This window comes from Acetobacter conturbans (assembly GCF_011516755.1).
GTDB lineage: Bacteria > Pseudomonadota > Alphaproteobacteria > Acetobacterales > Acetobacteraceae > Acetobacter > Acetobacter conturbans.
Genome location: NZ_WOSY01000082.1, coordinates 1 through 553 on the forward strand (window position 1 = coordinate 1; position 553 = coordinate 553).

The 553-nt window shown below is 62.2% G+C and carries 1 protein-coding gene; it reads left to right on the forward strand.

What is annotated here, in order from left to right:
• Positions 1–59: 59 nt before the first annotated feature.
• Positions 60–553, forward strand: a 494-nt coding sequence (locus GOB81_RS17435) for a copper resistance protein B (RefSeq protein ID WP_173571470.1), incomplete at its 3' end; no start/stop codon positions are given.

Sequence of the window (553 nt, forward strand, 5' to 3'; positions counted from 1 at the left end):
TATCACTGCCACCTGCTCTACCACATGGAGGTGGGCATGTTCCGCACGGTGGTGGTGTCGTGATCCGGGGTCTGATAGGTGGCACGGTCCTTGCCGCTGGACTGGCTACCGCGGTACCTGGCACGGGACGCGCCCAGTCAGTCCCGGCACGCCAGAGCGAAGGAACCCAGGAAGCGCAGACCGCCTCGGCTCCCGCGCCCGTGGTCTATGTCAACGGCATCCAGCCGGTCATGGACCATAACATCTATGTGCATGCGCTGCTCGACCAGTTCGAGGCGCGCTTTGGTGCCGATGGCGGGCAGTTCCGTTACGATGGGCAGGCTTGGTTCGGCACCGACTACGACAAGCTCTGGCTGAAATCCGAAGGCACGGTCGGCACAAACGGCAAGTTCGGTGATGGAGATCATGAGGCCCTCTATGATCGTGCCATCTCCCGGTATTTCGATGTCCAGACTGGCGTGCGTCTCGATATTGACAACGGCCCCACACGGGCCTGGGGCGCGATCGGGGTCGAGGGACTGGCGCTATATTTCTTCAATGTGGAGGCCACGGC